This window comes from Natronosalvus amylolyticus (assembly GCF_024298845.1).
GTDB classification, from domain to species: domain Archaea; phylum Halobacteriota; class Halobacteria; order Halobacteriales; family Natrialbaceae; genus Natronosalvus; species Natronosalvus amylolyticus.
This window is the reverse complement of sequence record NZ_CP101156.1, coordinates 1,039,065-1,061,324: the sequence shown is the minus strand read 5'-3', so window position 1 is coordinate 1,061,324 and position 22,260 is coordinate 1,039,065. Positions and strand designations below refer to the sequence as shown.

The following is a 22,260-nucleotide window of genomic DNA, read 5'->3' as shown; positions in this document are numbered from 1 at the left end:
GGCGATCACGTGATCGGTCTGGAAGTACCTTTTTGCGAGACGGGCCGGCGGTGTGAGCCCCGGAGACTCACCCCGAGACTCGAGATTCGATACTGACCGAACTACTAAATAGCGACCGAGCGATGACAAATCTAGTTACCTTATGGTCGAAGTGGACATTCAATTTCTCGCTGGCGTCGCAGTGACGGTGTTCCTGGCGCTCCTGTTTTTTGCAGTGGTTGTTCTCTGGGACATCTCACTGGCACTTCGGAGCGTTGGGGACAAAATAGATAAACTCGAGGACAATATCGACGACGATCTGAAAGATATCGGATACGGGATCAATACGCTCTCGAACGCCCCCGGCGGTGGGACACAACTGCATCTGAACAGTAACGGAACCATCAGTTCCGGTCCCCAGCCATCGGCGGAGGAGCCACGTCCCGACACCCGTCCTGAACAGACCCACTCGGCACAGTCGGCTCACGGAGCCACTCGAGACCCTGCGGAGTCGCCTCGAGGAGAGATGGACGCTCAGTCCCGGCGTCCACAGACCCCGGATGAGGACGTGGCCACAGCAGGTGACCATTCCGGGGACGACTCACTCGGGAGGGAGGATGCTAATTCGCTGGATGAATTAGACGAATCAGTCGATGACTCGGCTGAGAAGGGCAACGATGAAGAACCGGAAACGGAGGATGAAACAGCAACAGAAGATGTGGACCCGTCGGCTGGGGCGGTGTCCACGGACCGTGAATCGGCTTCAGTCGACCACCCGAACGCGGCTCGGAACCGTGGGCGATTTATCACCTCGCCGGACCGGACACCATGGTACCGGACGCCAATCGACCGTGAAGCTATCGCCAAAGGGTATTCGAGGCCGATTGCCGGGGCGCTCGAGTCGCCTGCGGTCATCGATGATGACGAGGACGACGAGCAGTACGAATCTACGGATGGGACCGCGGATGGAGACGAAGCTTCTCCAGAAGGTACTGGCGATGACGAAGTGGACGCGGATGCCGACACCGAAGACAACGACGACGTAACCGAGGAAGACAACGACGACGAAACCGGGGCTTCGACCGTCTATGCTGCCCCACCAGCCCATAGCTCCGATCACCCCGAAGCGATTTCACCGGAAGCCGACGCCCCGGTGGACGATCAGGATACTGCAGCGGAGGGTCCACCGACAGCGCTCGATGACGCGGTCGAAGGTATCGCTGCTTCCTCCGGTGCAACGGAATTCAGCGAGGACGAACGCGAGAGTGTCGAGAAGGCTACGGAGCCGGGCGGCGAAACGCTGGATGCTACGAAACCAGAAGCCGAAACGTCGGATCCAACGACGGAATCTGGCGCAGAAAGGTCTGATACAGCCGGTGAATCGGCGTCGGATACGTCTCGAGAGATCACCTTCGATGAAAACGAACTCGAGGCCGAACCGGGCGAGGAGTCTGATTCGGTCCCGCTCGAGGAATCGGGTGAACCGACGGATGGCTCGGCTGCGGAGGCGAGTAGTGCGGTATCGGACGCTAATACTGTCGACGAAACCGACGCTGAACCGGCAGTTGACGGCGATAGTGGATACACAGCGGATGGCGAAAGCGATGAATCGGTCGCCGGTGGCGACGAAGACAGCACAGAAAGCGGCGAAGACGAACCAGCTGTCGATTCCACAGAGCCAACTCCGATCCCGCTCGACGAAGCGCTCGAGGCACTGACTGAAGGAGGGCCGGAGCTCACGTTCTCGAGTCACGGCTTCGACGTCAGTTCGGTCGAAGACGACGATGGCGTCGTATTGACCTTCGAATTCGATCCGGAAACGGTAGAGATTCAGGGGTCGACGAAACGGTTGCTGACCTATCAACTTCAGAGCTTTGCCGATCAGGCGTCGACCCCGGAAGGTGAGATCACCATCGGCGATCAGCGAATCGTTATCGAGATTCCAAACGCCGACGGACACGCGATCGAACAGTGGGGCGATGCTGCTGTCACCAGTATCGACCGGACGTTGTATCTCTCCGATTCCGAGTGATTAGTCTCGAGCGTTTGAACGGCGTTTGACGTCTCTCATTGGTATCGAGTGCTGGCTGTTGCGGTGCTCCAAGAACGTCATCGGTTTCGAGACCTTGCTAGTAAAGATCAGTAGTCAGCGATCGCTTCGGTATCGCTTCCGTGTTCTCGAATCCGCGCGCCACTCGAGGCCGGTTGTGTCACCAGCACCCGGCCATCGATATCGGTATGCTCGAGCGCGTGGGTTGCGGCCTCGGTGGCCTCGTCGACGTGGCTTTCGTCGGTAATGCCGTAGACGGCGGGACCCCACGACGACTGTCCAACCCCGGTGATAACGGGGGATGTGGAGAGGGCATCGACGAGTTCGCCGGCCGGTGGCCGAAAGACGCCACCCTGCACGTCGGCGTACCAGGCACCGTTTTTTTGTCCGATGGCCGTGATCGCCTCGCCGAACGCCTCGAGTCGGCCGTCGGCCGCAGCGGGAAGCAGTTTCTGCGTGAGCAGGGGTGCGATGTCGTCGGCGATGAGCGGATCGGCGTGTTCCACGACAGTTCGGAGGCTGGCGTCCTCGTCAGTGCCGCTACGGCCAGGGTCCGCTTCAGGGACGACGACCAGAAATCGCCAGTTCGATGGGAGCGTATGGCGGGAGATAACCGAGGGGACGGTCCAGCTGCCATCGCGCGGTTGCTCCGTCGTAAACCGGCCAGTCGGATGGCCAGCGTCGACGACGAACCCGCCGCGGTCGAACGTCGCGACGCCGACACCGCTCCGTCCTGCACGTCCAAGCAGTGGCGCTCGCTCACGGACGTGTGCCTCGCAGTCGTACGCTCGTGCACTTGCGGCGAGGATTGCGAGGGCGAGCTGAGTGCCGCTGCCGAGCCCGACGTGTCTGGGTAATCGTTCTTCGACGGTGAGATCGATGCCGGGGAGGGACAAGAGGGAGACAGCCTGCGTGGCGTACTGGTGAGCCAGTGAGTCATTGACGGCTACCGTTTCGGCCGGTTCGGCGGTCACCGTCACGCGTGGCTCCTTGAGGCCGACACCGATGCCGCCATACAGACGGTCACGGGCGAGCGAGAGGTTCTGGAAACCGAAATGGAGTCGGGCACCAGCGCTGACGGTCACACTCGTCATTGGCGGGTGTACGTGATGGGTAAAAAAGGGGGTTACGGCGGTGGCAAGGCTGGCTGTCGACTCGAGCAATCCAAACGATTTATACCTGTTCGTGTGACGGTTCTCTCGGATGACACCACAAACGAACTGGTGGAACCGGGCGCTGGCTGTCTCTGACTCGAGCGGTGAGAAGGGGTGACCGATGTCTCGGTTATCATTCCGGCGAAAGGAGAGGGGTGTCGACTCGAGCACACGCTCGATTCGATCGACGAACAGCAGTTTGTGGGGACAGTAGAGGTGATCGTCGTCGCCTGCGGTGACGCGACCATCGAGGTCGCGAAGCGACACGCAGTCGTCGATTGCGCTCTCGAAGAGACCGAACCCGCGTCGACGGGCACCGCTACGGACGCCACGGAACGCGGACCCGGGCAGGCGAGAAATCGTGGTGTGCGGACGGCAACCGGCAATATTCTACTGTTCACCGACGCCGACACCGTGGTTCCACCGACGTGGATACAGGATCATTATCGACACTATCTCACGCCGTCCGTCGTCGGGGTTGGCGGCCCGCTCGAGCCCCTCGGGTGCCAACTTCGTCATCGGCTGTGTTTCCGCGTCCTCTCTGATTGGTGGTATCGAGTGAGCTGGCCAGTGGGGTTCGTCCAACAGCCAGGGCCGAACTGTAGCGTTCGTCGGTCGGCGTTCGAGAAGGTGGATGGATTCGACGAGTCACTGCCCTTCCTCGAGGATACGGACCTCTCGTTGCGGCTTCGGTCTGCCGGTGTGTTGGTGTACGACCGGACCTGTCCCGTCAGGACCGCCACGAGACGCCAACGGCGGGTTGGCTACCTGGGGCTGTTTATTACCTACTTCTTCGGCTATCTCGCCTATTTTTGCCCCGGCCTCTCACCGGCCGACTCGTACTTTTGAGGGGGCGAATCGCTCGTCTCTCGAGAGGTGGCAAAACGACGTGAGGTGGCAAAACGACGCGGTTTATATCCGGCGACCGAAAAGCGTTGATACCGAGCATGATCGAACTCGAGGGCACCGAAACCTGCGCACGCGTCATGGGAGTCGACGGCGACAGCAACCTGATCGACGATGCCTGTCTCGCACAGATTCGAACGATGATCGATCACGAGGCCTTCGACGGGCCCGTGCGCATCATGCCCGACGCCCACTGGGGAAAAGGAAGCGTCGTCGGCTTTACCATGCCACTGGGCGAGTACGTCGTCCCGAACGTCGTCGGCGTCGACATCGGCTGCGGGATGACGGCTGGACTCCTTGGCGACGACCTTCCACTCGAGGGAGAGGGGCTCGATCAGGCTATCCGGGAACGAATCCCGATGGGGTTTGGCCCCGACGGACTCGAGGCCCCGGAACGAGAGTACTACCACGTTGGTGACTCGTTTCCGTGGAAACGGGCGAACCTGCGGCTCGAATCGTTCCTCGAGGTCGCTCACGGGGACTATCGCGAGACGCTCGCGTCCTTTCTCGAGGCGGGCGGCTACGACCTCGACTACTTCAAAACGCTCTGTGCCGAGCGGGCAGGCACACAGAGTTCGTACTTTTCGGTTCGAACTGCCATCGAAAGCGTGGGGACGCTGGGTTCTGGCAACCACTTTCTCGAGATTGGGCAGAGTGAGACGACCGGTGCGTACTGGGTGGTTGTCCACTCTGGCAGTCGGGGGCTAGGCGCGAATACGGCCGAGTACTGGCAGGCTGAAGCGGCCCGTCTCCACGATGACAGGGTCGACGATGCCAGGGCAATACTCGAGGCGTATCCAACGCGTTATCTCGAGTTCGATCCGAAAGAGACCAGCGACAGCGACGTTCTCGAGTGGTTACAGGGCGGTATGGGAGAAGATTTCGTCGACTACGAGGCGCTCAAAGCCGACTTCCTCGAGGACGACCCGTCCCGAATCGAAACGGTCAGCACGGCGTTGAAAGCTGCCGTTCCGAACCCGGAGGAAGCCACGGGGGACGACCTCGCGTATCTCGAGGGCCGACACGCCGCCCGGTATCTCATCGACATGGTCTTTTGTCAGCACTACGCTGCTGAAAACCGTCGTGTGATGATCGAAACGGTCGCCGATGTCCTCGACACGTCGCTCGACGACCGTATCGAATCGACACACAACTACATCGACTTCAGGGACGGCATCATTCGGAAGGGCGCAACGCGTGCATACGAAGGGGAGCGCGTCCTCGTCCCGTTCAATATGGCCGACGGCACGCTCATCTGTGAAGGTCGGTCAAATCCTGCCTGGAACTACTCCGTGTGTCACGGCGCGGGTCGGGTCATGAGTCGGACACAGGCCCACGAGGAGTTCGATGCCGAGGCGATCGCGGCCGAACTCGAGGCAAACGGGGTACACTCGAGCGTTCTCCCGGTCGACGAAGCACCAGGAGCGTACAAAAACAGTGACGTGATCGAGACTGCGATAGGTGAGACCGCAACCGTGGTAGACCGACTCGAGGTCGTCCACAACGTGAAAGCAGACTCCTGATCGCAGCCTCGTCCCGTCCCGTGAGCTTGCCGTTGTTGTCGACGACAGACGAGTTGCTGAGCGATACCGCTCTATAGGCGGTGCAATCACCGCTGACTCAGTTCCGGTGTCGAACTGCCAGCGAAAACAGCGTGGGTCGCCGACGGCCTGAACTACCAACCGCCGGCGTATTCGAGATTATTCGACGAGAACGGCGTTGACCTGGCCAGTCTGACCCGGTCGCGAGGTCACGCGCGCAGTGCCTTCGCTGGTGTCGATGAGGGCACCCTTGGTGATGATGTTACGTCGGACGTAGTTGGGGTTGGCGTCGTTTTCGACGACGTCGTTGATGTCTGCGGTAACCGTGTCCTCGCCCGTGTTCACGTTGGCCACGTTCGTCGCCAGCGCACGAGTTTTCTCGCCGTTCCCTCGAACGTCGACGGCGCGGAAGCGAGGTTCGCCGACCTGCGTCTCGGTCGGATGTCGGCCCAGTTGGTGTTTGCGTCGGTTCTTGAAGGGTTTCAGTCGGCCGCCAGTACGTTTGCGGGTAGAGCGTCCCTGGTCTTGCATACCCACACGAAGTCGTGGCGTATACTTGAATGCACCTTTTCGGCGCGAGGATGCGGTTCGTGTCCGCCGTCCTCTCGAGGGGTGCGTCGTCGGTCGGTGTCTCTATAGTAGCCAGTGAAAGTCATTGCCCACCCTATCGCAAGCGGGCGTCGCGTTAGATGTGTACATCGTTTCACTGGCTACTATATTCAATCTCTTCGACTCGAACCAACAAAACAGCACTCGGAAGATTTCTTAACGGCTATCAGGACGTAAACGCGCTCAAAATACGGTTAGTGCTTATCTATTGGGTCACTTCTCAATTTTAGTGTTGTTTGCTACCTATTCTCACGCTTCTCTACTTTGTTCAAGTAGATGAAATCTATGGTACGAATCACAGAAAATATCTATCGTGGGTAATAGTGGGCAACACTTATTCAGCAATAGGTCCAAGTCGGTAACATGACGAAAGTAGATGCTCGGGACCTCCGAACGAACGAGACCGATGACCGAGGTCGAATCTATCTCGGAACGGAATATGCGAACAAACGTGTGACCGTCGCCGTCGTCGAGGTGGAATCTGACCATCCCGACGAAGATGAACTGGCTGCTGCGTACCGCGAGGCATCTGAGAGTGCGGAAGAGCTTGCAGAAGAGTGGGACGAAGCATCGGACGAGGCGTGGGGCGGGCTGGATAAATGAGCGAGGACGTGGAAATTCGTCGCGGCGACGTTGTTATCGTACGGCTTGATCCTGCGGAAGGGCACGAAATGAAGAAAACTCGCCCTGCGGTAGTCGTCCAGAACGACGTTGGGAACAAAAATGCCAGTACAACTATTGTCGCACCTGCGACGGGAACGTATCGAGGCTATCCGTTCGAGGTCCTCGTTGAAGCGGCGGAGTCACCGTTCGAGAAAGATTCCTCGGTCCGTCTCGACCAGATACGTGTCGTCTCCATCGAAAAACGGATTCACTCGGTGCTTGGAAGCCTCGACGGGAAGACGATGGAGGCGGTGGACGGGGCGTTGAAACTAAGTCTCGGACTGGACTGACGTATCTGCTGTGATCAGTTTAGAGCGTGCGTGTACTGGTTGGCACTCCTTGGTTTACAGAATGATTATAATTCAGTCTACCTAATCAAACAGTATGTCCGCGCTTCGGTCCGCCCTTTTTGATTGGAACCCGAATCGAGTGGCAAGAGTTGCTGTGAGCGGTATTGCAGTCTTCCTCGCAATTCGACTCACGGATGGGTTACTGGTTGGACTCGGAGTAGCAGTCGCACTGGCTATGGTACTTGATGTTCCGTGGTGGCTGTACGACCAATACGCTCACTCAGACAAGTGATGTATTTGCACGTGTAGTGTCCGCTGGTTCTGGTGATCGGTCTACTGCTCAAACCATTCAACACGAACCAACTGAACAGCAACCGGAAGATTTCCAATCGCTTATTGGGCGTTACACGCGCTTAGAAACTCGATTAGTGCTATCTACTATCCCTTTGTTCGACCTTGTTCAATTCAATTAGCAACCTGAAAATCGCCTTCACGAGGTTGTCATCGACGTCGAACCGATTGGCGTTCTCACCTGCCCGCTCCATCACTCGAGCCTCCTGACTCTCGTCAGTCGTCGGCAGTCCTTTCGCGTCTTTCACCTGCGCGATGGAGTCGGCCACGTACGTTCGACGGGCGATGAGTTCGACGATATCGCGGTCTATTTCCTGAATCTCCTCGCGTAATTCCTCGAGGTCCATGTCTTCGGGTGATCGGCTTTCGGTGGCTGTTCCGTCTGTCGTGGTGTCTGTCTCGTTCGTCATCGTATCTGGGTTCCGTCATTTCGCGTTTCGACCAGGCGGGTTGTCCCGGGTCGCTCTGCCCATCGGTTACAGACTGACTCGAGGGCGGATCGATCACCGACTGCAACGTAACTCGGCCCGGTCCCGGAGAGTGAGACGCCTGCAGCGTCGGGGAGGGCCTCGAGCATCGGTGCTGGTGAGTGCTCGAGTGCGCCACAGAAAGCAAAACCGTTGACCGTCATGGCTTCGGTGTATCGGCCGTCGAGCGCGAGTTCGGCGACCAACTCGGCCGTCGAAGCGATGCGGGTACAGGCATCGACATCGGCATCAGCGCTGAACGCCTGCTCGGGTGGGGTATAGATCGCTGCGTACCAGTCGACTCGGCCGTGTTGGAGAAGTCGGTCTTCCGTGTTGTCCGTCACAGTGACGCCGCCAAGCATGCTCGCACTGGCGTCGTCAAGCGCCCCGGTGATGGTGACGCCCGCGTCCCTGGCTGCCTCGACACCGACCAGGCAGGCCTCGAGGCGGTCGACTTCGTCGCCGAGGTCGAGTGCATCGAGGGTCGCGAGTACGGTCGCGTTGGCGGCGGCACTCGAGCTTTTCAGGCCCGAGGCCATTGGAACCTCGCTGTCGGTCGTGACCTGTGCGCCGAGGGGTGTTGCATCGGGGTCGGCCGCCGGCCCGTAGCGTTCGAGGGTGAACTCCACACACCGTTCGATCAGACCCGTGTCGGCATCGGGCGCATCCGTGATGGTCGCGTTCACGATAGGGTCGTCACTGAGCGTTACCGTCGCGGTGGTCTCGAGATCGAGTGCGAACGCCGATCCGGTTCCTGTTGCGAGGGCGTTGAGTACGGTGCCTGCTGCTGGTGCGACCGCCCGACCGTCCATACATAGGCTCTCTCCCAGCGCCTATTTACGACTGATGGTCGGTGCGTATCTGGCCGCATCAGGGTTGTGTCGGGTAGCCGTCTTGTTTCCGTCAGCTTCAAGCAGCGCTCACCCAATAGGGCGACCTTTCGTGGTGTTTTTCCCCGCCCGCCTCGAGTGTACACGTATGAGTACGCGTTCCAACGTGGCCCCGAGCACGCTGCCCGTCGACCTCGTCGATGGTGGCGTCGTCGTGGAGTACCTCGACGGTCGAGAGACGTTTTATAATGGGGTGCCGGAACCGGTCGAATCGTCGGTGAAATCTCCGCCTGGAAAAGAAGTGCACGTACTGGTCACCGGCCCGGACGGTGTCGAGGGAATCATGACCTATATCAACGACCGGAACACCCACGAGGACATTCTCGAGGCTACGGGGGTCGGTCGCGTGATGCTCGAGTCGACCGACGAGGAGGAACTGTTTCCGGGAGTCACCGTCGAGACCGAGGGATACTCCGTTCGGGTGACGGCCGACCACTCGCTAATCGACGGTCGCGTTTTCGTCTTCGCCGAAGACGAAATGAGCGAACACTCGTACGAACTCGTCGACTCGGTATAGACGGCGCTTGATCGGCCGCTGTGGGTCTCCCTCTGGGGTCACCTTTCAATGCTCGGTCACTGAATGTACGAGGGGCCGTCGTCATCGTCGTCACAGTTCCGTTCGTGTGCCTTCGCATCCTTCTCGAGGTCGAACAACAACCCACATTCTTCACACTCGTACCAGGTTTCACCATCACGCTGGGTGGTCGAGACCATGATGGGGTGTGACACACGTGACGCTAAAGGCGTTTCTCCGAGTTGGTTTCATTCCAGTACTTATCATCCTCAACAAGTATCGCCAAAGGAGCGCTCAACCGCAACGATATAGTTGCCAGTGAAACGGTTGACACACCAGCCACGTCACCGCCTTTTGATATGGTGTGCAATGATTTTTACCTGCTCGTATCGGTTATGGGTCCTCTCGAGCCGGTGGTTCGATGGACACAAACTCGAGGTCGTGTTCCTCCAGGAGGCCGGTAGCTCGGTCGGTTACCGATGGAGCGACGAGGATGCCCCGAATCTCGGCGTCGGTATGAAGTTCTCTAGACAGGGCATCCACGTACCGCCGAAGTTGGCTCACTGCATCGGGGCCGACGCGTCGTCGTTTGAGTTCGACGACGACCGTTCGACCCTCTCTATCGGTGCCGTAGATATCGACGGCACCGGCGGCGGTATCTCGTTCGGTCGCCAGTGGTGTAAATCCCGACTCGAGAAGCGATGGGTTCTCGAGCAGGTGGTCGCTTAGATCGGCTTCCGTTCCGACGACAGTAACTTCATCCGGATCGTCTGTCACTCGAAAGCTGCCGACGTGCTCGAGTGACTCGAACCTGATTGTCAACCGTTCTGTGGGCGTGTCGCGCTCACTGGTGACGACGAGCACTCCCTCGACCATCGCGACGGAATGTGTACACCCCGGCGGTTGCCAGTTGACCGGTTGTTGTCCGGTTGCGGTGTGGACCAACGCAGTTCCATCGGGTTTGAGCAGAACGTATCGATTCCCTGATCCGAGGGTGCTGGACGCTCGTCCGTCGTACTCGACGCGACAGCACCCGAACAGTGTCACGAGCTCTCCGGCGCGAATCCCTTCGGTGACGACGGTGGCTGCCGTCTGTAGTTCGGGTGACTCGAGAGAGCGCACAGTTGAACGTAGGAGGCGGCGAATAAAAACGGCCCGTCCTCGAGTTGGGGTGCCATGGATGGTGTCCCTTTCACCGCCCACGAGCACATCCCACGACTTTTCCCTCTCGAGTCCTCGGCTTTTAAATATATGAATCCACAGTCCAACCGCCGCGGTTTTTTGTCGGGTGTCGGTATCGCCGGGATGTCGGCTCTTGCCGGTTGTACGGAACTCCGCTCGAGCCAATCGGAAGAACCCGCGGAATCAGGTGTCATGGCCTTCGTCGAACCCGACGAAGAAGCACAACAGGAGGTTGCTGAACTCCAGGAGGAACTGATCGCAAAAGTTCAGGACGATGAGCTCTCCGAACAGGAAGCGATGGCCGAGTTGCAGTCCTTGCAGGCAGAACTGACGGCTGGGGCCGTCGAGTCCGTCGAATCATACGCTGAGGACGTGGACATCACGGTCGAAGACACCGTCCCAGAGGTCGGCGCGCTCTTACTCGAGGGGAGCGACGGTGCCCTCATCGAAGCGCTCTCGAACGAGGCCGTCGACGGATTGCTTCCCGGCAGTCGGTTTGCAGAACTGCAGGCACAGCAAGATGCCGCGGGAGGCGAGCCGGCACCGGATTCCGAACCCTAACTATATTTTCCATAGCGTTGTACTATCAGCGTTGCTGATGGACGAATCCTGTCGATACTATTCTCGCCGTGGCTCCAGACTGAACGGACTCTCCCGTTCGGTCCAGTCCCACCCCGGAATCCGTTCCTGAAAACCGGCCGCGAGTGCCGCCTCGAGGTCGTCGACACCGGCATTTTCGTCTTCCGGACCGTGGACGTGGACGTCCGCGTAGTGGAACGTCGCCTCGCCGAGTGTTCGGAGCGGTTGTGTCCCGGCAATCGTCGCTGCCAGCTCGCGGCCGAGAATTTCGTCGACGATGAAGCCGGGGTAATCGCCTTCGACGTCGAGGTTCCGGAGAATTGCGACCATGGCAGCGACGTTGACAGCGAGGTCCCCATCCGCGAAGACCGTGTTCACTTCATCACGGTAATCCCTCTCGGTGACTGGGTCGACGTCAGCCGAAAAAATATCGCCCAGTTCGGTCCGGACGTCGTTGATCAACGGAACGATGCGGTCCCCTCGTGTGAGCATCCAGTCGCGTTCTTCGGCGACTCGGTCTCGAGTGAGTGTTACCGACTCTCGAGTGGGTCGATCCATGGTCGAAGTTTGCCGTGGTTTACCCTGAATATTCCGACCGAACGCGCTCTGAGCACTCCATTGGAAGGGCCGTATTGGGAAGGTTTTTATATCACGCACGGAATAGGCTCGGGTAAGCGGGTTCTCCCTGGGATCTTCCCGTCTGAATCAGGTAACTGGACACGTGCCCGTCATCGTACGGTTCGGCTCACGACGCTTCGAGTTCGCGAGCCTGTGACCGTACCCTCGTTGTATCACCGATGGTACCGCGGGGACTGGCACGACGACACCGGGCAGGACTCGAGCGAGCGACGACCCGCATAGGGCAGGTTCCCCGTGGCGACACCGTTTGTCGACACCGAGGGTTCCGGGCCACCTCTGGCGACTATGAGTACTGTAGAGCAGCAACTCGACGATTTGAAAGCACAGATCACGAGCGAGTTACCGAACGACGTGTCGGTCTCCTCGGTGAAATACGAAGGTCCTGAACTGGTCCTCTATACGCGTGACCCGAAGAAGTTCGCGCGACAGGGTGACCTGGTCAGGAAATTGGCCAGCAAACTTCGGAAACGGATTACCGTTCGGCCGGACCCGGACGTTCTCTCTCCCCCGGAGAAGGCACGAGCCGAAATCGAGAGCGTCGTTCCGGAAGAAGCCGGCATTACGGACCTCGATTTCCACGCCGACACAGGCGAAGTCGTAATCGAGGCCCAGAAACCGGGGATGGTCATCGGCCGTCACGGGTCGACGCTTCGCGAGATTACGAAAAACGTCGGCTGGACTCCCGAAGTCGTCCGCACACCACCGATCGAGTCCTCGACGGTTTCGAACGTGCGAAACTTCCTGAAACAGGAGCGTGACGACCGACGGAACATCTTAGAACGCGTTGGCCGGCAGATCCATCGCGAAGAGATGTCCGACGACCAGTGGGTTCGGATCACGACGCTTGGCTGTTGTCGTGAAGTCGGACGTGCTGCATTTATCCTCTCGACGCCGGAAACGCGAATTCTGATCGACTGTGGCGACAAACCGGGTGCCGAAGGCGAAGTCCCGTACCTCCAGGTGCCAGAAGCGTTGGGTGCTGGGGCACAGACGATAGACGCCGTCGTACTCACCCACGCTCACCTCGACCACTCGGCGTTTATCCCGCTGCTGTTCAAATACGGCTATGACGGTCCGATCTACTGCACGGAGCCGACCCGTGATCTGATGGGGCTGTTGACGCTCGACTATCTCGACGTGGCAGCCAAAGAAGGACGAACGCCGCCATACGAGAGTGAGATGGTCCGGGAAGCGATCAAACACTGCATTCCACTCGAGTACGGTGACGTCACGGATATCGCTCCTGACGTCAAACTCACCTTCCACAACGCTGGTCACATTCTCGGCTCTGCGGTGAGTCACTTCCACATCGGTGACGGGCTGTACAACGTCGCCTTCTCCGGTGACATTCACTACGACGACACACGCCTGTTCAACGGCGCAACCAACGACTTCCCCCGTGTTGAGACGCTGGTGCTCGAGTCGACGTACGGTGGTCGAAACGATTATCAGATCGATCAGGCCGATTCGGAGGAGAAACTTATGGAAGTCATCAAAGAAACCGCCGAGCGTGGCGGCAAAGTGGTGATTCCGGCGTTCGCCGTCGGCCGCTCACAGGAAATAATGCTCGTCATCGAAGAAGCGATGCGGAACGGCGAGATTCCGGAAATGCCAGTTCACCTGGACGGCATGATCTGGGAGGCGACGGCGATTCATACGACGTACCCGGAATATCTTCGAGACGACCTGCGCGACCGGATTTTCCACGAAGATGAAAACCCGTTCCTCGCCGATGAGTTCAATCACATCGATGGCGGCGAAGAAGAACGGCAGGACGTTGCCGACGGTGGTCCATGCATCATCCTGTCCACCTCGGGGATGGTCACTGGAGGACCGATCATGTCCTGGCTGAGCCACATCGGCCCGGACCCGGATTCGACGCTCGTGTTCGTCGGGTATCAGGCACAGGGAACGCTCGGCCGACGCATCCAGAACGGCTGGGACGAGATCCCGACCAGCGAAGTCGGGAACATGGGTTCGAACGGTAACGGCGGACGAGGAACGCTCTCGCTCAACATGGACGTCGAAACCGTCGACGGATTCTCCGGACACGCAGACCGCGCGGGCCTGATGAACTTCGTGAAGACGATGAACCCGCGGCCGGAGAAAGTGCTCTGTGTCCACGGCGACGAACGCTCCACGCAGGATCTGTCTTCGGCGCTGTATCACGACTTCAACATGCGGACGTTCGCGCCGAAGAACCTCGAGACCTTCCGATTCCTGTAACTCGGACACTCGTGGCCGACATGTGGCCAGTCAGTAGGTGGTCACTTCTCGTTTCGATGGCACTCCCGCGAGCGGTGGCTCACTCGAGGCCGAGGCCCTCGGTCGACGCCACCCGTAGCTGTCACCGCCACCCATCCCTGTCACCCCCACAAAACATATACTTGATACGAAAAAATGCCAGGTATGGATCGCCGAGCGTTCCTGACGACCACGACAGCGACACTCGGCGTGGGCGTTGCCGGCTGTCTCGGTACGCTCGAGGAATCGTCGGCCGATGTACCTTCAGAGATACGCTCGGCCGATATCGAAAAGAACGCCGACACAGATGGCGACTATCCCGGTGGTACTGACCCACCTCGGATCGTTTTCGCTGATGACGATTCGACCGTTCATGTCGAGGGGCGTATCATTTACGGCTCCTCGACGTGTGGCGCTTACGAGCTCCGTCGAACCGAGTACAACGAGGAAGATGGCTCACTCGAGGTACTCGTCGCAGCGTACAACGATGCCGAACCGGGCGAAGACTGTACGGCCGACGAAGACAGTAGCGCCTATCGGGTCGACATCGAGTTCGATACCGGGATTCCGGCACAGGTGACGGCCCTCGAACAAAACACGTTCGAGGTCTACGAGACGACGAAACCGTGACCGTGCGGAGGAGATTTCTTCACTGTCGCCAGCACTCGAGATCCAGAACTTCACTCGAGTGAGTGACTCTATCAGTGATTGTGTGTCACGAGTGAGAACGATTTACTCGACTGCTTGTCTCCGGGTTGCACGCATCGCTCTCGAGCAGGTGTGCAACATTCGAGGGAGTTGCTCACCACGCCACCACGCGTTGTCGTGTGAACCGATCCCATCGGATTGGCTCACTCGGTTTGTCTCGACGGGCCACTCATAATGATGGCTGTGACTGATTGCCGACGCAACCGCAGGACGTTCCGTGGTTGCGACGGTAAAGACTCACAGCCATCGTTATCAGTGATTTCTCAAACCCGAACAGATGCGTGAAACCGATTACGGCCGTGCGGTTTCACGAATTCGGTCGACGTTTGAGAGGGTAGTTCAGGCGATCTGTTCGGCGTACTCGTCCGCTGAGAGCAAATCGGTACCCTCTTCGGTCGCCTCTATCTCGAGCATCCAGCCGTCGCCGAGGGGGTCTTCGTTGACGAGTTCTGGCGCGTCGAAGAGGTCCTCGTTGACCGCGCTGACTGTGCCGCTCACCGGGGCATACAGGTCCGAAACCGCTTTAATCGACTCGACGACGCCGAACGCGTCGCCCGCGGTCACCTCGTCGCCGACGTCGGGGAGTTCGACGAAGACGACGTCACCGAGTTCGTCCTGTGCGAAATCACTGATGCCGACGCGGACGATGCCGTCTGTTTCGAGTGCCCACTCGTGCGATTCGAGGTACCGTCGATCGTCTGGTGTATCGAAGCTCATTATACTGTCTCGACGAAGGGAAGCGTTTCAATCTTTGCCTTTTTGTCTCGCCCGCGAACGTCGACGCGGACGACGGTCCCACTGTCGGCGTACTGCGTTGGAACGTAACCGAGCCCGATTGCCTGCTCGAGGGTTGGACTCATGGTCCCACTCGTGACGGTGCCAATGACGTCGCCGTCGGCCGTCGTGATGTCGTAGCCGTGTCTGGCAATGCCGCGGTCGACCAATCGGAAGCCGACGAGTTTCTCCGCGACGCCCTCCTCTTTTTGTGCCTCGAGTGCATCGCGGCCGACGAATTCGGTGTCGAGTTTGACGGTAAACCCAATGCCACACTCATATGGAGTGCGGGGGTTCGACTCCCGGTCGAAATCCTGACCGGCGAGCACGTACCCGGCTTCCAGTCGCAGGGTGTCTCGTGCGCCGAGGCCACAGGGCTGACACTCGAGAGCCGACCAGACTGTTTCGGCCGATTCCCAGGGGACGACGAACTCGAGTCCATCCTCGCCTGTGTACCCCGTTCGAGCGGTCCAGCAGTCGACACCGTTGATCTCGACGTATGTCGCTTCGAATCGGGACAAATCTGCGAGCCGGTCACGTCCGTCAGTGGCAGCTTCACGCGCGAGCGCTCGAGCGTTCGGACCTTGCAGGGCGACCATCGCATACACCTGTGTCCGGTTTTCGACCGTCGCCTCGAGACCCCACTGTTCGCGGTGGGTCTCCCATCGCTCGACCATCGCCTCGTCGTTGCCAGCGTTCGGGACGAACAGGTACTCCATTTCGCCGTCGTCTGGAAGTCGATAGATGACCGTGTCGTCGATGATCGTCCCATCTGTCGCGGTGATTGCGGCGTACTGAGAGTCCCCGACGTCGAGGGCGGTTACGTCGTTCGAGGTCAGCCGTTGCATCAGGCGAGTTGCGTCGGGACCGGAGACGACCACCTCGCCCATGTGTGAGACATCGAACTTGCCGACGTCGTCCCGAACGGCGTGGTGTTCGGTCTGGATCGAATCGAACTCCACTGGCATTTGCCAGCCACCAAAGTCCGTGAACTTCGCCCCGTACTCGTCGTGTACCCCACCTAGCGGTGGCGTCTGAAGCGACATACTCGAGATGTCTCTCTCGGAGTAGTAATGTCTTTTCGTCGGGGAAGCTGTAGCGTCCCTCGAGTCTGGGAAAAGAGGAATCGACGGTGTCAGGTGATGGTTGCAGTCGCCGAGTCGGACTATTTTCCGAGCTCTTCGACAGTCAGGGTGTAACTGCCACTGCCGTCGTATCGGTCGACGAGAATGCCGAAGGTTTCGCTCCCGTCGAGGTCGACGGTGATCTCCTCGTCAGCACCCCAGTTGTACGAGCGCTCGTCGTAGTCGCTGGTGGTCGGCGTACGACCGTCGAGGGTCAGATAGAGGTCGAACGTAGCGTCGGATGGACCATCAAGTGTGATCGTACTCGCACACGGGTCCGCTGTTTGCAGTTCGTAGGTGTAGGTATCGCTCGGATTGCCCCACCAGCCGCCGCTCAGTTCGCCCTCGACGCTGGCAGTGTTGACCTCCGCACCGCATTCGCCCGGCTCGTCATCTCCGCCATCGTCGCCGTCGTCACCGTCGTCTCCGTCGTCGCCATCGTCTCCGTCGTCACCATCAGCAACCGCGTTAGCTGCATCCACACGCCCGGCTCCCTGGTTATCGTCGGAGAGACCGATGTCGACGGCCGTGGCCTTCAGGTGATCTCGGAGTTCCGCATTAGTCATATCGGGGTGGGCGGAGAGAGCGAGGGCGGCGACACCGGCGGCCACCGGTGAGGCCATCGAGGTGCCTGAGAGGCTGTCGTAGTCGTCCCAGTTGACTGTCGAGAGGACGTTCACACCGGGGGCTGCCAGTTCAATCTCCGGACCGCGACTCGAGAAGTTCGCCAGATTCTCGTTCGAGTCGATGGCCGAGACGGCCATTACCGAATCGTACGCAGCGGGGTAGTTGACGCTGCCACTATCGTTTCCGGCGGCAGCAATGAGCAGCGATCCCTGGTCGCGGGCGTACTCACAGGCGTTGTTCATCGTGTTGTTGAAGCCGCCGCCACCGAGGGACATGTTGATGACGTCAGCTCCCTGGTCGGCCGACCACTGGATCGCGTCGGCGATGTCGGTCAACGAACCGCCGCCGCCGTCGCCGAGCGCTCGAGCCGAGAGCATCGAACAGTTCGAGATGCCGGCGTGGCCTTCGCCGTTGTTCGTGCCGCCGGCGGCGATGCCACCGACGTGGGTGCCGTGATTTTCGCCCTGTGAAACCGGATAGGGGTCGTCATTGTCGTCGACGAAGTCGTAGCCGTAGTTCGAGACGCTGCCGTCCATGTTCTCGGCCAGGTTCGGGTGGTCGTACTGGATTCCCTGGTCGATGACGGCGATACTGACGTCCGAGGAACCGAATGTGGTCTCCCAGGCGTCCTCACAACCGACTTGCTGTGGGGCGTACTGTTGGCCATACTGCGGGTCGTTCGGAACGACCAGCGTTTCGAACGTCGCGTTGTCCTCGGCGTACTCCACGCCGTTAGCGCTCGCCACTCGATTTTTGACGTTCTCTTTTGCCTGTGTCGATGCCTGCTCGGGCAACTTGACGGCGACGTAACCGAGCGTCTCGTTTTTGTGGACGATTTCGGCATCGTCAGGAATTTCAGGAGCGACGGTCGCTTCGGCGTCGGCAACGCTCGCACCAACACCGACGACGATTTCGTCTTCTTTTGGACCCGGTTTCCGACCCGGCGTCGCCGCAGTGACGCCGCCAAGACCGATGAATGCGCCAAGTGCACCAGCAGCTTTCAGTACGTTACGTCGGTTGTGTCCGGGAGTGCCATTATCTGCCATGAGACGAGAAGACATAGCGCACACTCTAATTAAATAGTTCTGAAATACTGTGGAATTTATTGTCAGAGTGTCAATGGAAACGGAGCTCGAGCTTTAGAACAGCTATGTATGGGCAGAAATATTTATTGGCGATGGTTATTATTGCATCACGGAAACGAAACAATCACGTGTTCGTTTTTTAATATGATGGGGATAATGCTCTTATTTGAGAGATAGACTGTTCGAATTTTCCTGTGCGTTGCTGTCACACGTCCTCTGACTATCGACCCGCACAGGCAAACGGTTCTGATAGGATACCTTTCTCACAGATCCGATTTCGAAATCACTCGAGACGCCGACGAATCGAACTCCAGGTACTCGATTCTGCATCGAAGGAAAAAAGAAGACAAAAGGTATCTGCAGTCGTTACTTGCCGAGTTCTTCGACGGTCAGGGTGTAGCTGCCACTGCCGTCGTATCGGTCGACGAGGATGCCGAAGGTTTCGCTCCCGTCGAGGTCGACGGTGATCTCCTCGTCAGCACCCCAGTTGTACGAGCGCTCGTCGTAGTCGCTGGTGGTCGGCGTCCGACCGTCGAGGGTGAGATAGAGGTCGAACGTGGCGTTGGATGGGCCGTCCAGTGTGATCGTACTCGCACATGGGTCGGCCGTCTGGAGGTTGTACGTATACGTGTCGCTTGGATTGCCCCACCAGCCGCCGCTCAGTTCGCCCTCGACGCTGGCAGTGTTGACCTCGTCGCCACACTGTCCACCGCTGTCACCACCGAAGCTGACGGTGACCGTATCGGTGTCGGTCTGACCGTCTTCGTCGGTGATCGTCAGGGAGACGTCAACGTCAACTTCCTCGTCTCGCTCGAGCGCTGCCGTTGGACTCGAAACCGATCCACCAGGGTCCGCGTTCCAGAAGTATTCCGTAATTTCGCCGTTTGGCGAACTCGAGCCAGTACCATCGAGTTCGACGGTGTCACCAACGTCGGGTTCAGTATCAGACACGTCGATGACCGCCGTTGGCGACTCCGGTGGTTCTCCACCATCGTCGTCATCGTCATCATCGTCGTCACCATCTCCGACTGCATTTGCAGCATCGACACGGCCGGCACCCTGGTAGTTGCTCGAGAGGCCAATGTCGACTGCCGTCGCCTTGAGATGATCACGAAGTTGGTCGTTGTCCATTCCGGGGTTCGCCGATTTCGCGAGGCCGGCGACACCGGCGGCCACGGGTGAGGCCATCGAGGTGCCCGAGAGGCTGTCGTAATCGTCCCAGTTGACCGTCGAGAGGACGTTCACACCGGGGGCCGCCAGCTCGATTTCCGAACCGCGACTCGAGAAGTTCGCCAGATTCTCGTTCGAGTCGATAGCCGAAACAGCCATCACCGAGTCGTACGCAGCGGGGTAGTTGACGCTGCCACCATCGTTGCCCGCCGCGGCGATGAGCAGGGATCCCTGGCTGTAGGCGTACTCACAGGCGTTGTTCATCGTGTTGTTGAAGCCGCCGCCACCGAGGGACATATTGATGACGTCAGCTCCCTGGTCGCCGGCCCACTGGATCGCGTCGGCGATGTCGGTCAACGAACCGCCGCCGCCGTCGCCGAGTGCTCGAGCCGAGAGCATCGAACAGTTCGAGATGCCGGCGTGGCCTTCGCCGTTGTTCGTGCCGCCGGCGGCGATGCCACCGACGTGGGTGCCGTGATTTTCGCCCTGTGAAACCGGATACGGGTCGTCGTTGTTGTCGACGAAGTCGTAGCCGTAGTTCGAGACGCTGCCGTCCATGTTCTCGGCCAGGTTCGGGTGGTCGTACTGGATTCCCTGGTCGATAACCGCTATCGTCACGTCAGGGTCTCCGAAGGTTACTTCCCAGGCGTCTTCACAGCCGACCTGCTGGGGCGCGTACTGCTGGCCGTACAGTGGGTCGTTCGGGACGACCAGTGCTTCGTACGTCTCGTTGTCTTCGACGTACTCGACGCCACTCTGTTTTGCAACGTTTGCTTTGACGGATTCTTTCGCCTGTATCGAGGCCTGTTCGGGCAGTTTAACGGCGACGTAACCGAGCGTCTCGTTTTTGTGGACGATTTCGGCGTTCGCCGGAATCGCGGGCTCGACGGCCGCTTCCGCCTTCGAGATGTTTGCACCGAGACCGACGACGATCTCGTCTTCTTTCGGGCCGGGTTTCCGTCCCGGCGTTGCTGCCGTGACACCACTGATACCGAGAAACGCACCGAGCGCACTCGCACCTTTGAGAACCGATCGACGATCGAAATTATGACTGCCATCATCTGACATGGCTATCTACAACAATAGGCAGAGTATATTAAATCCTTACTAAACGATGCACAATTTATTGGTTATCTCTCTATAGAATATCCATGCAACGCTTAATTAAGCCCAAACCCATTCTCGAGTCGAAGTATCTATTGCTATGTTGACTCTCGGCATGGCTAACAACCACACGTAAGTTTTTTGGCCGATTTGACTTCCCGGGCCCTTCGTCACATCTTTATTAGCAAGTCGTCTACCCGGCGATATGCTCGAACGCGTTCGGAACCGATTGACGACAACGAAGCCAAACGATCGACTGGGATTGTTCGTCGATGGTCCGAACGTTTTTCGGGACGAGTTCAACGTCGACCTCGATGACCTTCGAACTGCTGTGACAGATCTGGGTTCCGTCGGCATCCTTCGCCTCTATCTCGACGAGCACGCAACTCCTGGCCTGATCCAGGCGGCCGAAGCTCGAGGATTCGAGGTCGTTATTACCAGCGGTGACGTCGACGTCAAACTGGCCGTCGATGCGACCGCCTGTATCGCCGAGGGACAGCTCACACACCTGGCTATCGCCTCGAGAGACACCGATTTCAAGCCCGTCCTCGAATACGCTGGCCTCAATGGTATCGAAACGATCGCCATTGCGCCGGGTTCGTACGGTCGCTCTGATGCCCTCCAGAACGCCGCCGACTCGGCACTCACGTTGGGCGACTGAAGTCGGTGACTTTTCGGGGACTGGCCATCACCATCCGGTATGACGGACGGAACGCAACCCATCCTCGACAATCACCTCCACCTGGACCCGGAGTACGGTCGGGGCCTGGAGGCTGTCGACGAGTTCGCACGCGTAGGCGGGACACATCTTATAGTGATCAACAAACCCTCCTGGCACCTCGACGTCGAGGTCGAATCGGGTGCGGGTTTCGAATCGGTTTTCGAGCGAACCATCGAAACCGTCGCGCAAGCTAGCGACCGGCTCGAGGGTCGTGCCTGGCCGGTACTGGGCGTCCACCCTGGGCTGATCTCGAGACTTGTCGGCGAACGCGGCTTCACCCCTGAAGCGGCCGGTAAAATCATGCGCGAAGGCATCGAGTGCGCGGCCGACTACGTCGAAGCCGGCAAAGCGCTCGGGTTGAAGTCCGGACGTCCACACTACGACGTGAGCGACGAGGTCTGGGAAGCCTCGAATTCGGTCATGCGACGGGCGTTCGAACTCGGCGCGGACCTCGAGTGTGCCGTACAGTTACACGCCGAAGGAAGCGACGATTTCACTGCGGTCGGTGCCATGGCCCAGTCCGTGGGACTACCGGCCCATCGAGTCGTCAAGCACTACGCCAGTGGGGCTCTCGAGGGCGTCACGCCGAGTGTCATGTGTGATCGCGACCGGTTGCGCGAGGCGGTCGACCGCGGTAAGCCGTTTTTGATGGAAACCGACTTCATCGACGACCCGGACCGGCCTGGAGCCGTCCTCGGTCCGAAAACCGTCCCGCGTCGCGTCTCGTGGCTCCTCGAGGACGGATACGACGAAGCCGTCCGAAACGCCCACGTGGAAACGCCACGTCTGGTCTACGATATCGACACCGAAGCGACGCTCGAGTCCTGATTCGACGAACACGGGTTGCCCCTGAGTACCCCGTCACGCGTCGACCTGTGAGGCGAACCTG

22 protein-coding genes are annotated in these 22,260 nt (G+C 59.2%); 11 read left to right on the top strand and 11 right to left on the bottom strand.

The window, feature by feature from the left end:
• Nucleotides 1-142 precede the first annotated feature (142 nt).
• A complete protein-coding gene (locus NLK60_RS04945; protein WP_425499066.1) occupies nucleotides 143-2,011 on the top strand; it encodes a putative sodium/potassium/calcium exchanger in 1,869 nt (622 codons plus the stop codon).
• A gap of 107 nt (nucleotides 2,012-2,118) precedes the next feature.
• On the opposite strand, the gene NLK60_RS04940 is transcribed toward NLK60_RS04945, so the two are convergent.
• A complete protein-coding gene (locus tag NLK60_RS04940; protein ID WP_254809780.1) occupies nucleotides 2,119-3,123 on the bottom strand; it encodes a beta-ribofuranosylaminobenzene 5'-phosphate synthase family protein in 1,005 nt (334 codons plus the stop codon).
• 174 nt (nucleotides 3,124-3,297) lie between these two features.
• Between NLK60_RS04940 and NLK60_RS04935 the strand changes: the two genes are divergently transcribed.
• A complete protein-coding gene (locus tag NLK60_RS04935; protein ID WP_254809779.1) occupies nucleotides 3,298-4,032 on the top strand; it encodes a glycosyltransferase family 2 protein in 735 nt (244 codons plus the stop codon).
• Between the two features lie 98 nt (nucleotides 4,033-4,130).
• Nucleotides 4,131-5,612 carry an RtcB family protein gene (locus tag NLK60_RS04930; RefSeq protein ID WP_254809778.1) on the top strand — a complete coding sequence of 494 codons (1,482 nt, stop codon included), beginning with the start codon at nucleotides 4,131-4,133 and terminating at the stop codon, nucleotides 5,610-5,612.
• Between the two features lie 177 nt (nucleotides 5,613-5,789).
• On the opposite strand, the gene NLK60_RS04925 is transcribed toward NLK60_RS04930, so the two are convergent.
• Nucleotides 5,790-6,161 (bottom strand): 30S ribosomal protein S8e, encoded by a 372-nt coding sequence (locus tag NLK60_RS04925; protein ID WP_254809777.1) that lies wholly within the window; start codon nucleotides 6,159-6,161, stop codon nucleotides 5,790-5,792.
• Between the two features lie 441 nt (nucleotides 6,162-6,602).
• Here NLK60_RS04925 and NLK60_RS04920 point away from each other — a divergent pair, with 441 nt between their 5' ends.
• Both NLK60_RS04920 and NLK60_RS04915 read left to right on the top strand, forming a co-directional pair.
• Nucleotides 6,603-6,842, top strand: a complete 240-nt coding sequence (locus NLK60_RS04920) for a hypothetical protein (RefSeq protein WP_174653696.1) — start codon at nucleotides 6,603-6,605, stop codon at nucleotides 6,840-6,842.
• On the top strand, nucleotides 6,839-7,192 hold the full coding sequence (locus NLK60_RS04915) for a type II toxin-antitoxin system PemK/MazF family toxin (RefSeq protein WP_254809776.1): 354 nt from the start codon (nucleotides 6,839-6,841) through the stop codon (nucleotides 7,190-7,192). Before NLK60_RS04920 ends, NLK60_RS04915 begins: the two co-directional genes overlap by 4 nt.
• Nucleotides 7,193-7,623: 431 nt before the next feature.
• Here the strand turns inward: NLK60_RS04915 and NLK60_RS04910 are convergent, their stop codons facing one another.
• Complete coding sequence (locus NLK60_RS04910; protein ID WP_254809775.1) at nucleotides 7,624-7,953, bottom strand: chorismate mutase; 330 nt, start codon at nucleotides 7,951-7,953, stop codon at nucleotides 7,624-7,626.
• Nucleotides 7,950-8,822, bottom strand: coding sequence for a shikimate kinase (locus tag NLK60_RS04905; RefSeq protein ID WP_254809774.1), 873 nt, complete (start codon nucleotides 8,820-8,822; stop codon nucleotides 7,950-7,952). Before NLK60_RS04905 ends, NLK60_RS04910 begins: the two co-directional genes overlap by 4 nt.
• A gap of 166 nt (nucleotides 8,823-8,988) precedes the next feature.
• Here NLK60_RS04905 and NLK60_RS04900 point away from each other — a divergent pair, with 166 nt between their 5' ends.
• A complete protein-coding gene (locus NLK60_RS04900; RefSeq protein ID WP_254809773.1) occupies nucleotides 8,989-9,417 on the top strand; it encodes a DUF5796 family protein in 429 nt (142 codons plus the stop codon).
• A 56-nt stretch (nucleotides 9,418-9,473) separates the two neighbouring features.
• Here NLK60_RS04900 and NLK60_RS04895 read toward each other — a convergent pair whose 3' ends face one another.
• Together NLK60_RS04895 and nucS are read right to left on the bottom strand one after the other, a co-directional pair.
• Nucleotides 9,474-9,614, bottom strand: coding sequence for a DUF7128 family protein (locus tag NLK60_RS04895; protein ID WP_254809772.1), 141 nt, complete (start codon nucleotides 9,612-9,614; stop codon nucleotides 9,474-9,476).
• 193 nt (nucleotides 9,615-9,807) lie between these two features.
• Complete coding sequence (nucS, locus tag NLK60_RS04890; RefSeq protein WP_256530392.1) at nucleotides 9,808-10,536, bottom strand: endonuclease NucS; 729 nt, start codon at nucleotides 10,534-10,536, stop codon at nucleotides 9,808-9,810.
• A 129-nt stretch (nucleotides 10,537-10,665) separates the two neighbouring features.
• Between nucS and NLK60_RS04885 the strand changes: the two genes are divergently transcribed.
• Nucleotides 10,666-11,157 (top strand): hypothetical protein, encoded by a 492-nt coding sequence (locus NLK60_RS04885; RefSeq protein ID WP_254809771.1) that lies wholly within the window; start codon nucleotides 10,666-10,668, stop codon nucleotides 11,155-11,157.
• A 57-nt stretch (nucleotides 11,158-11,214) separates the two neighbouring features.
• On the opposite strand, the gene NLK60_RS04880 is transcribed toward NLK60_RS04885, so the two are convergent.
• The gene (locus NLK60_RS04880; RefSeq protein WP_254809770.1) at nucleotides 11,215-11,733 is read right to left on the bottom strand and encodes a DUF7984 family protein; all 519 of its coding nucleotides are present in this window, start codon (nucleotides 11,731-11,733) and stop codon (nucleotides 11,215-11,217) included.
• 366 nt (nucleotides 11,734-12,099) lie between these two features.
• Between NLK60_RS04880 and NLK60_RS04875 the strand changes: the two genes are divergently transcribed.
• Complete coding sequence (locus tag NLK60_RS04875; protein ID WP_254809769.1) at nucleotides 12,100-14,040, top strand: beta-CASP ribonuclease aCPSF1; 1,941 nt, start codon at nucleotides 12,100-12,102, stop codon at nucleotides 14,038-14,040.
• Between the two features lie 183 nt (nucleotides 14,041-14,223).
• The gene (locus tag NLK60_RS04870; protein WP_254809768.1) at nucleotides 14,224-14,688 is read left to right on the top strand and encodes a hypothetical protein; all 465 of its coding nucleotides are present in this window, start codon (nucleotides 14,224-14,226) and stop codon (nucleotides 14,686-14,688) included.
• Nucleotides 14,689-15,105: 417 nt separating this feature from the next.
• On the opposite strand, the gene gcvH is transcribed toward NLK60_RS04870, so the two are convergent.
• The 4 genes from gcvH to NLK60_RS04850 all read right to left on the bottom strand — a co-directional run bounded on the left by gcvH (nucleotide 15,106) and on the right by NLK60_RS04850 (nucleotide 20,614).
• Complete coding sequence (gene gcvH / locus NLK60_RS04865) at nucleotides 15,106-15,483, bottom strand: glycine cleavage system protein GcvH (protein WP_254809767.1); 378 nt, start codon at nucleotides 15,481-15,483, stop codon at nucleotides 15,106-15,108.
• Nucleotides 15,483-16,586: a glycine cleavage system aminomethyltransferase GcvT gene (gene gcvT / locus NLK60_RS04860; RefSeq protein ID WP_254809766.1), complete on the bottom strand. Its 1,104-nt coding sequence runs from the start codon at nucleotides 16,584-16,586 to the stop codon at nucleotides 15,483-15,485. The genes gcvH and gcvT overlap by 1 nt, the downstream gene beginning before the upstream one ends.
• 119 nt (nucleotides 16,587-16,705) lie before the next feature.
• Nucleotides 16,706-18,337 carry a S8 family serine peptidase gene (locus NLK60_RS04855; protein WP_254809765.1) on the bottom strand — a complete coding sequence of 544 codons (1,632 nt, stop codon included), beginning with the start codon at nucleotides 18,335-18,337 and terminating at the stop codon, nucleotides 16,706-16,708.
• A gap of 405 nt (nucleotides 18,338-18,742) precedes the next feature.
• Nucleotides 18,743-20,614 (bottom strand): S8 family serine peptidase, encoded by a 1,872-nt coding sequence (locus tag NLK60_RS04850; protein WP_254809764.1) that lies wholly within the window; start codon nucleotides 20,612-20,614, stop codon nucleotides 18,743-18,745.
• A gap of 241 nt (nucleotides 20,615-20,855) precedes the next feature.
• Here NLK60_RS04850 and NLK60_RS04845 point away from each other — a divergent pair, with 241 nt between their 5' ends.
• Together NLK60_RS04845 and NLK60_RS04840 are read left to right on the top strand one after the other, a co-directional pair.
• Nucleotides 20,856-21,311, top strand: a complete 456-nt coding sequence (locus NLK60_RS04845) for an NYN domain-containing protein (protein ID WP_254809763.1) — start codon at nucleotides 20,856-20,858, stop codon at nucleotides 21,309-21,311.
• A gap of 39 nt (nucleotides 21,312-21,350) precedes the next feature.
• Nucleotides 21,351-22,199 (top strand): TatD family hydrolase, encoded by an 849-nt coding sequence (locus NLK60_RS04840; RefSeq protein ID WP_254809762.1) that lies wholly within the window; start codon nucleotides 21,351-21,353, stop codon nucleotides 22,197-22,199.
• Nucleotides 22,200-22,260: the final 61 nt, after the last annotated feature.